The following is an 8,976-nucleotide window of genomic DNA, read 5'->3' as shown; positions in this document are numbered from 1 at the left end:
GCGCCCCTCATCCGGCCCTTCGGGCCACCTTCTCCCCGATGGGGAGAAGGGTAACAAGTGGCTTGTTCCGTACACGGATCGAACGTTCATCGAGCAAAGCGCGTGCTCCGGATTACCCTTCTCCCCCCCGGGGAGAAGGTGGCGCGCAGCGCCGGATGAGGGGGCCGCTCGGCGCCGACCCGTACTCCAGGAAAAACCATCCCTCATGCCCGCCCCTCCCCGCCGATGCCGGCCGCCGCGCGCACCAGCTTCTCCGCCGTCATCTCGCCGCGCGAGAATTCGGCGACGATCCGCCCCTCGCGCATCACGATCGCCCGGTCGGCCATGCCCATGATCTCGGGAATTTCCGAGGAGACCATGAGGATCGACAGGCCGTCCGCCGCCAGTTCCGAGACGAAGGCGTGGACGGCGGCCTTGGAGCCGATGTCGATGCCCTTGGTCGGCTCGTCGACGATGATCACCTTCGGCCGGGTCGCCAGCCATTTCGCGATCACCACCTTCTGCTGGTTGCCGCCCGACAGACTGGCGATGTCCTGGTCGAGCGATGCGGCGCGCAGGTCGAGCCGGGAGGTGTAGTCGCGGGCGAGACGGAATTCCTCGGCCAGCCTGAGGAAGCCGCGGCGCGAGGTCCGGGCCAGCGAGGGCAGGCTGACATTCTGGTAGATCGGCAGGCCCTTGACCGCGCCCTGGCTGCCGCGGTCCTCCGGCACGTAGACGATGCCGCGGGCGATCGCCTCGGCCGGCGTGCGGATCACCGCGATCTCGCCGTCGATCCTGAGCGCGCCGGCGGACGGCTTCGTGAGCCCGACGAGGGCCTGCATGAATTCCGAGCGCCCCGCGCCGACGAGGCCGTAGAAGCCGAGGATCTCGCCGCGGCGCAGCGTGAAGCCGATGTCGGCGAACTCGGTCGGGTGGCGGTAGCGGCGACGGTCAGCACCGGCTCGCCGATCCGCGCCGCGACCTTGGGATAGATCCGGTCGACCGAGCGGCCGACCATCATCTTCACCAGATCGTCCTGGACCACGTCGGCGATCCGCCCCGCCCCCACCTTCTGGCCGTCGCGGAACACAGTGTAGCGGTCGGCGATGCGGAAGATCTCGTCGAACTTGTGGCTGATGAACAGGATCGCCTTGCCCTCGGCCTTCAGCTTCTCGACAAGGCCGTAGAGCTCCTCGATCTCCTTGTGGGAGAGCGCGGCGGAGGGCTCGTCCATGATCACCACGCGCGCGTCCACCGACAGCGCCCGGGCGATGGCGACCAGATGGCGCGAGGCGATGGCCAGATCCTTGAGCCGGACATCCGGGTCGATCGCCGCGCCGATCCGCTCGAGGATCGCGGCCGCCTGCCGGCGCATCGCCCGCCAGTCGACGAGGCCGAAACGGCCGCGCGGCGCGTGGCCGAGGAAGATGTTCTCGGCGACCGTGAGTTCGTCGAACAGCACGGTTTCCTGATGGATCGCGGTGATGCCGAGCCGGGCGGCGGCGTGGGCCGTCGGCAGGGTCACGACCTCGCCGCCCAGCCGGATCTCGCCCGCGTCCGGCTGATGGATGCCGGTGAGAATCTTGACCAGCGTCGACTTGCCGGCGCCGTTCTCGCCGACGAGGGCCGTCACTTCGCCGGCAAAGAGCTCGAGCGCGACGCCGTCCAGCGCCTTGACGCCGGGAAAGCTGCGATCGATGCCGGACAGCGACAGCACGGGCATGCGGTCGCCCGCCGGGGCCGGTGCCGATGGCTCTGCCGATGGCTCTGCCGATGCGAGGGGGCGTTGCAGCATGGCGATGTCCGATTGAGGGCGGCACCATCCCTCCCCCTCGTGGGGAGGGTGGCCCGGCTGCAAGCCGGGTCGGGAGGGTCTACGGCGGCGCATGCGATCGAGGCACCGCCGGCCCCCTCCCGGCTCGCTGCGCTCGCCATCCTCCCCACGAGGGGGAGGGATGGAAATCGCCGCAGCGTTCTCGCCCTGCATCAGTGGCCGGCATTTGCGACGCCGACCGGCACAGGGCGAGGGTGGGCAGTTCGTCCGTCCGAGCCCGATGTCTCAGAAGATCTTCGCGAACTCGTCCACGTTCGAGGCGTCGTAGACGAAGGGATCGGCCATCGCGCCCTCGAGCTTGTCGTCGAGCTTGACCGCGCCCATCCGGCCCATCGGGATCTCGCCGCCGGCCTCGGCCTTGGCCTTGCCGGACGCGAGGTTGTAGGCCAGCATGGTCGCCGCATAGCCGAGGTCGATCGGGTTCCAGATCGCAAACGCCTGCGAGGCGCCGGACTTGACGTGGCCGGCCATTTCGGACGGCAGGCCGAGGCCGGTGACGTTGATCTTGCCGGCGAGCCCGGCGTCGGACACGGCCTGCGCCGCGGCGACGATGCCGACCGAGGTCGGGGCGATGATCGCTTTCAGGTCCGGGTAGGATTTGATCAGGCCCTGGGTCTCCCGGTAGGACTTGTCGGCCAGATCGTCGCCGTAGACCGTGGCGACGACGTTGACGCCCGGATAGTTCGGCAGGACCTTCTTCATCTCCTCGATCCAGACATTCTGGTTGGTCGAGGTGGCGGTGGCCGACAGGATGGCGACATCGCCCTTGCCGTCCGGCAGACTGTCAGCCGCCATCTTCACGCACATGTTGCCGATCAGCGAACTCGACGAGGGGTTGAGGTGCATCAGCCGGCCTTCCGGCGCGACGCCCGAATCCCACGAAATCACGGTGATGCCCCGGTCCATGGCCTTTTTCAGCGCCGGAACCAGCGCGTCGGTGTCGTTGGCCGAGACGGCGATGGCGTCGACCCGTTGGGCGATCAGGGCGTTGATCACCTCGATCTGGCCCTCGGCGGTGGTGTCGGTCGGCCCGGTGTAGATCACCTCGACGCCGCCAATCTCCTTGGCGGCCTCCTGGGCGCCCTTGTTGGCGGCCTCGAAGAAGCCGATGCCCAGCGCCTTGACGACGAGGGCGATCTTCATGTCGGCGGCCTGCGCCGCGCCGGTCAGCATGGTTGCGGTCAAGGCCGCGGTGGCAAGAAGCGTTGTCACGATGCGCATCGGTTTTCCCTCCCTGGGTGACGTGTCCGGACCGGCGGTTGATCCGCCGTCTTGATCGCTGCGCCCGTCCGTCCGGCCGGATCGGGTCGTCTCGGTACGGCGATCCGGGTGTTCCGGCCGCCCCGTCCGGGCGTTGTCTCGCCCGTGACGAAAAGGGTTTCGCACGCGTGCCGCGCGGTGGCTCAGGCCTCGCGCGCCTCCGCCCGGTCCTGTCCGCGTTCGGCGACAACGAGGCCGACGCCCGCCGCCTCCAGCATCGCCGCGTCGCGGTCTTCCAGACCGTCGTCGGTGATCACCGTGGCGATCCGCGACAGGCCGCAGAGGATGAGGCTCGACCGGCGGCGGAATTTGGAGGAGTCCACCAGCACGATCAGCTCGTCCGCCTGGTCGATCAGCTTCTGCTCGGCCTGGATCAGCAGCGGGTCGGTTTCCATCAGCCCGAGGGGCCCGAGGCCCTGCGCGCCCATGAACATCTTGCGCGCGTAGAAGTTGCGCGTCACGTCATTGTCGAAGGGCGACAGGATGATGTTCTGCTCGCGGTAGATCGTGCCGCCCGACAGCATCACCGTGTTCTTGGAATGCTTGAGCAGGTGCTCGGCGATCGGGAACGAGTTGGTGAACACCTGCAGCCGGCGGTTGGCGAGGAAATGCACCATCTGGAAGGTCGTGGTGCCGCCGTTGATGATGATCGGGTCGCCGTCGGTGCACAGTTCCACCGCCTTGCGGGCGACGGCGCGCTTGGCCCCGGCGTTCATCGTCTCGTTGACCGAGAAGGGCCGGCCGGCGAGGCCGGGAAACTGCGGCGGGGCAAGGCCTTCGGCGCCGCCGCGCACCCGGCGCAGCCGCTTCTGGACATGCAGCGCGGCAATATCGCGCCGGATCGTCGCCTCGGACGATTCCGTCAGCTCGACCAGTTCCTGAACCGTCACGACCGGCTTTTCCTGCACGGCCGAGAGGATCAGCCGATGGCGTTCCTTCTCATGCATCGCGGTGCTCCCTTGTCGTCAGGCTTTCACCGTTACCGATCACTGTCAATCAGTTTCGGTCAAATTTGTACATATTGCAGCGCAGTCTGATCGTTCATGATCGAAATTGATTGACACTCCCCGGTGCCTCATGGAACCTTCCGGTCAAATCGGGGGCGGTGCACGCCGGCACCCGCGCGGGGACTGCGGCTCTGCGGCGGGTCCGACCGAGATCACGAGGGAGGGGCAAGGCCATGCTCGACACGAGCGCCGCGTCGCGGCTTCAGAACCTTTGGAACGACGAGGTGGCGGCCGGCATGTCCGAGTCCGGGCGGCTGCTCTATCGCTCCAACCTGCTCGGCTCCGACAAGCGCATCACCAATTTCGGCGGCGGCAACACCTCCGCAAGGTGACCGAGACCGATCCGCTCACCGGCGAGGCCACCGAGGTGCTGTGGGTCAAGGGCTCCGGCGGCGACGTCGGCACCATGAAGCTCGACGGCTTCTCCACCCTCTACATGGACAAGCTGCGCCGGCTGAAGACGATCTACCGCGGCGTCGCCTTCGAGGACGAGATGGTCGGCTACCTGCCGCACTGCACCTTCAACCTCAACCCGCGCGCCGCCTCGATCGACACGCCGCTGCACGCCTTCGTGCCGAAGCCCCATGTCGACCACATGCACCCGGACGCGATCATCGCGATTGCCGCCTCGGCCAACTCGAAAGCGTTGACCGAGCAGATCTTCGGCGGCGAGATCGGCTGGCTGCCCTGGAAGCGGCCGGGCTTCGAGCTTGGCCTGTGGCTGGAACAGTTCTGCCTCGACAACCCGGACGCCCGCGGCTGCATTCTCGAAAGCCACGGCCTGTTCACCTGGGGCGACACGGCGAAGGACTCCTACGAGACGACGCTGGAGATCATCAACCGGGCGATCGGCTGGTTCGAGGCGGAGACGAAGGACAGGCCGGTGTTCGGCGGCGTGAAGACACCGACCCTGCCGCCGGCCGAGCGCCGGGTGATCGCGGCCCGGCTGATGCCGGCGATCCGCGGCCTCGTCTCGGCCGAGGAGCGCAAGGTCGGCCATTTCGACGACCAGGACGCGGTGCTCGACTTCGTCGGGTCGCAGAATCTCGAACCGCTTGCGGCGCTCGGCACCTCCTGCCCCGACCATTTCCTGCGCACCAAGATCCGGCCGCTGGTGGTGGATTTCGATCCCGCCGCACCGGATCTGGAGGCGACGATCGCGGGCCTGCCGGCGGCCCTCGACGCCTACCGCGCCGACTATGCCGCATATTACGCCCGCTGCCGCCATGGCGACAGCCCGGCGATGCGCGACCCCAACGCCGTGGTCTATCTCGTGCCCGGCGTCGGCATGATCACCTTTGCGAAGGACAAGGCGACCGCCCGGATTTCCGGCGAGTTCTACGTCAACGCGATCAACGTGATGCGCGGCGCGTCGACGGTCTCCACCTATGTCGGCCTGCCCGAACAGGAGGCCTTCGACATCGAATACTGGCTTCTGGAAGAGGCCAAGCTGCAGCGGATGCCGAAGCCCCGGCCGCTCGCCGGCCGGGTGGCGCTGGTCACCGGCGGGGCCGGCGGCATCGGCCGCGCGATTGCCGAACGGTTCCTGAGGGACGGAGCCTGCGTGGTGATCGCCGACATCGACGCGGGCGCGCTGGAGGCGGCCACCGACGATCTCGCCGGCCGCCACGGCGCGGACGTCATCCGCAGCCTGCCGCTCGACGTCACGTCGGAAGATCAGGTGATCGCCGCCTTCTCCGACGCCGCGCGCGAGTTCGGCGGCATCGACATCCTGATCTCCAACGCCGGCATCTCGTCATCGGCGCCGATCGACGAGACCGAACTGTCGATGTGGAACCGCAACATCGACATCCTCGCCACCGGCTATTTCCTCGTCGCCCGCGAGACCTTCCGGCTGATGAAGGCGCAGAAGCGCGGCGGCGCCATCGTCTTCGTCGCCTCCAAGAACGGGCTGGCCGCCTCGCCGGGCGCCTCGGCCTACTGCACCGCCAAGGCCGCCGAGATCCACCTGGCCCGCTGCCTCGCGCTGGAAGGCGCCGAATTCGGCATCCGCGTCAACACGGTCAACCCGGACGCGGTGCTGCGCGGCTCCAAGATCTGGACCGGCGAATGGCGCGAGCAGCGCGCCGCCGCCTACAACATGGCGCCGGACGACCTGGAGGAGCATTACCGCAAGCGGTCGATGCTGAAGCTGTCGGTCTATCCCGAAGACATCGCCGAGGCGGCCTTCTTCCTCGTCTCCGACATGTCGGCGAAGTCGACGGGCAACATCGTCAATGTCGACGCGGGGAATGCGCAGTCGTTCACGCGGTAGGGGCTCTGTCCTTGTGGCTCCCCCCTCTCCCTGTCCCTCCCCCTCCAGGGGGAGGGGACGCAAGACGAAATGACGTTCGACTCCTGACCTCTCGTCTCGGCGAAAATGCCGCTGTGAAAACGGCCGTGCCTTCATCGTCCCTCCCCCTCGAGGGGAGGGACAGGGAGAGGGGGAGCAGCGCCGGCGACAATCCTCGGTGCCGAGACAGAAATCACCCCCCGGGAGACACCCCATGCCCGCGCCCATCACCCCCGACGCCATCGCCGCCGCCAATGCCCCGCACGAAGCCGACCTCAAGCGCGACTACGCGACCCTCGGCGAGCGTCTTTCCCGGCGCGGCATCGACATCGACGCGGTAAAGGCGAAGATCGCTGCCTTCGGCGTGGCGGTGCCGTCCTGGGGGGTGGGCACCGGCGGCACGCGGTTTGCCCGCTTTCCCGGCCCCGGCGAGCCGCGCGGCATCTTCGACAAGCTGGACGACTGCGCCATGATCCACCGGCTCACCGCCGCCACCCCGACCGTGTCGCTGCACATTCCGTGGGACAGGGCCGATCCGGCCGATCTCAAGGCCAAGGCCGGCAGCCTCGGTCTCGCCTTCGACGCGATGAATTCCAACACCTTCTCCGATGCCCCCGGCCAGCCGCTCAGCTACAAGTTCGGCTCGCTCAGCCACACCGACAAGGCCGTGCGGGCGCAGGCGGTCGAGCACAATCTCGACTGCATCGAGATCGGCCGGGCGATCGGCTCGACCGCGCTCACCGTGTGGATCGGCGACGGCTCCAACTTTCCCGGCCAGAGCCATTTCTCGAAAGCGCTCGACCGCTATCTCGACGCGATGCGCGAGGTCTATGCCGGGCTGCCGGAGGGCTGGCGGCTCTTCACCGAACACAAGATGTACGAGCCGGCCTTCTACTCCACCGTGGTGCAGGACTGGGGCACCAACTACCTGATCGCGAGCGAACTCGGGCCGAAGGCCTTCTGCCTCGTCGATCTCGGCCACCACGCGCCCAACGTCAACATCGAGATGATCGTCGCGCGGCTGATCCGCTTCGGCAAGCTCGGCGGCTTCCACTTCAACGATTCGCGCTATGGCGACGACGACCTCGACGCCGGCTCGGTCGATCCCTACCGGCTGTTCCTCGTCTTCAACGAACTGATCGACGCCGAACTGGCCGGCACGGACGGCTTTGCCCCCGCGCACATGCTCGACCAGTCGCACAATGTCACCGACCCGATCGAGAGCCTGATGGCGAGCGCCATGGAGGTGCAGCGCGCCTGTGCCTGCGCGCTTCTGGTCGACCGGGCCGCTCTTGCCGGCTTCCAGGAGGCCAACGACGCGCTGATGGCGACGACGACGCTGAAGACCGCCTTCCGCACCGACGTGGAGCCGATCCTCGCCATGGCCCGGCTGGAGAAGGGCGCCGCGATCGACCCGCTGGCCGCCTACCGCGCCTCGGGCTACCGGGCCAAGGTCGCGGCCGAGCGGCCGGCGGCGTCGGCCGGCGGCGGCGGCATCGTCTGATCGTCTGCCCTCCCGCCTTGCCTCTGCCCCCGTCGCGGCCGATGATGGGGCAACGCCGCACAAGACGGGAGACAGGGCATGCACCGGCCGGAGAACGCCGCCGACAGCGGGACGGCCGGAAACAGCGAGGGCCATGGCCACGGCCACAACAGCCTGCCGCGCAATCCCGGCATGGAACTCGACACCGCTTGGGTCGAGGCGGTGCGCTTCAACCAGTCGGCCGGCGAGCGCCGGGTCGCCAGCCTGCCCGGCCGGCGCAGCGTGAAGAAGGAGGCGCAGGCCGCCTGGCTGCTGAAGGCCGTCACCTCGATCGATCTCACCACCCTTGCCGGCGACGACACCGCCGGGCGGGTGCGCCGGCTCTGCGCCAAGGCGCGCGCCGCTGCGTCCCGACATTCTCGAAGCCCTCGGCATGGCCGACCGGCGGATCACCACCGGCGCGATCTGCGTCTACCACCGCTTCGTCGCCACCGCCGTGGAGGCGCTTGCGGGAAGCGGTGTGCCGGTGGCCGCCGTCTCCACCGGCTTTCCCGCCGGGCTGGTGCCCCATGACGTCAAGCTGCGCGAGATCGCGGCGTCGGTGGCCGACGGCGCCGCCGAGATCGACATCGTGATCACCCGCGAACATGTGCTGACCGGCAACTGGCCGGCGCTCTTTGCCGAAATGCGCGACTTTCGCGAGGCCTGCGGCACCGCCCATGTGAAGGCGATCCTTGCCACCGGCGACATCAAGACCCTCGTCAACGTCCAGCGCGCCTCGCTCGTCTGCATGATGGCCGGCGCCGACTTCATCAAGACCTCGACCGGCAAGGAGACGGTGAACGCGACGCCGCTCGTCACGCTTGCCATGATCCGCGCAATCCGCGCCTATCACGACCGCACCGGCATCCTGGTCGGCTACAAGCCGGCCGGCGGCATCTCCACGGCGAAGGCCGTGCTGGAACAGCAGGTCCTGATGCGCGAGGAGCTTGGCCGGCGCTGGCTGGAGCCGGATCTCTTCCGCGTCGGCGCCTCCAGCCTGCTCGCCGACATCGAGCGCCAGCTCGAACACCACGTCACCGGCCGCTATTCGGCCTTCCACCGTCACGCCGCGGGGTGA

Annotated in this window: 3 protein-coding genes and 3 pseudogenes; 3 read left to right on the top strand and 3 right to left on the bottom strand. The window is 68.3% G+C overall.

Annotated elements, in window-relative coordinates:
• Positions 1-203: 203 nt before the first annotated feature.
• The 3 genes and pseudogenes from A6302_RS09600 to A6302_RS09590 all read right to left on the bottom strand — a co-directional run bounded on the left by A6302_RS09600 (position 204) and on the right by A6302_RS09590 (position 4,020).
• Positions 204-1,702, bottom strand: a pseudogene (locus A6302_RS09600) (sugar ABC transporter ATP-binding protein).
• A 336-nt stretch (positions 1,703-2,038) separates the two neighbouring features.
• Complete coding sequence (rhaS, locus tag A6302_RS09595) at positions 2,039-3,034, bottom strand: rhamnose ABC transporter substrate-binding protein (RefSeq protein WP_069306855.1); 996 nt, start codon at positions 3,032-3,034, stop codon at positions 2,039-2,041.
• A 182-nt stretch (positions 3,035-3,216) separates the two neighbouring features.
• Positions 3,217-4,020 carry a DeoR/GlpR family DNA-binding transcription regulator gene (locus tag A6302_RS09590; protein WP_069306854.1) on the bottom strand — a complete coding sequence of 268 codons (804 nt, stop codon included), beginning with the start codon at positions 4,018-4,020 and terminating at the stop codon, positions 3,217-3,219.
• Positions 4,021-4,253: 233 nt separating this feature from the next.
• Between A6302_RS09590 and A6302_RS09585 the strand changes: the two are divergent.
• The 3 genes and pseudogenes from A6302_RS09585 (at position 4,254) to deoC (ending at position 8,976) form a co-directional block, all read left to right on the top strand.
• Positions 4,254-6,355 (top strand): annotated as a pseudogene (locus tag A6302_RS09585) (bifunctional rhamnulose-1-phosphate aldolase/short-chain dehydrogenase).
• 232 nt (positions 6,356-6,587) lie between these two features.
• Entirely contained in the window at positions 6,588-7,877 is a 1,290-nt protein-coding gene (gene rhaI / locus A6302_RS09580) for an L-rhamnose catabolism isomerase (RefSeq protein WP_069306853.1), read from the top strand.
• A 171-nt stretch (positions 7,878-8,048) separates the two neighbouring features.
• Positions 8,049-8,976 (top strand): annotated as a pseudogene (gene deoC / locus A6302_RS09575) (deoxyribose-phosphate aldolase).

Source organism: Methylobrevis pamukkalensis (genome assembly GCF_001720135.1).
GTDB lineage: Bacteria > Pseudomonadota > Alphaproteobacteria > Rhizobiales > Pleomorphomonadaceae > Methylobrevis > Methylobrevis pamukkalensis.
Note: the sequence above shows the minus strand (reverse complement) of the source record. Positions and strands in the feature narration are given on the sequence as shown.

Coding starts and splice junctions, on each gene's coding strand:
- A6302_RS09590 (WP_069306854.1), bottom strand. CDS start 4,020: ATGCATGAGAAGGAACGCCATCGGCTGATCCTCTCGGCCGTGCAGGAA.
- rhaS (WP_069306855.1), bottom strand. CDS start 3,034: ATGCGCATCGTGACAACGCTTCTTGCCACCGCGGCCTTGACCGCAACC.
- rhaI (WP_069306853.1), top strand. CDS start 6,588: ATGCCCGCGCCCATCACCCCCGACGCCATCGCCGCCGCCAATGCCCCG.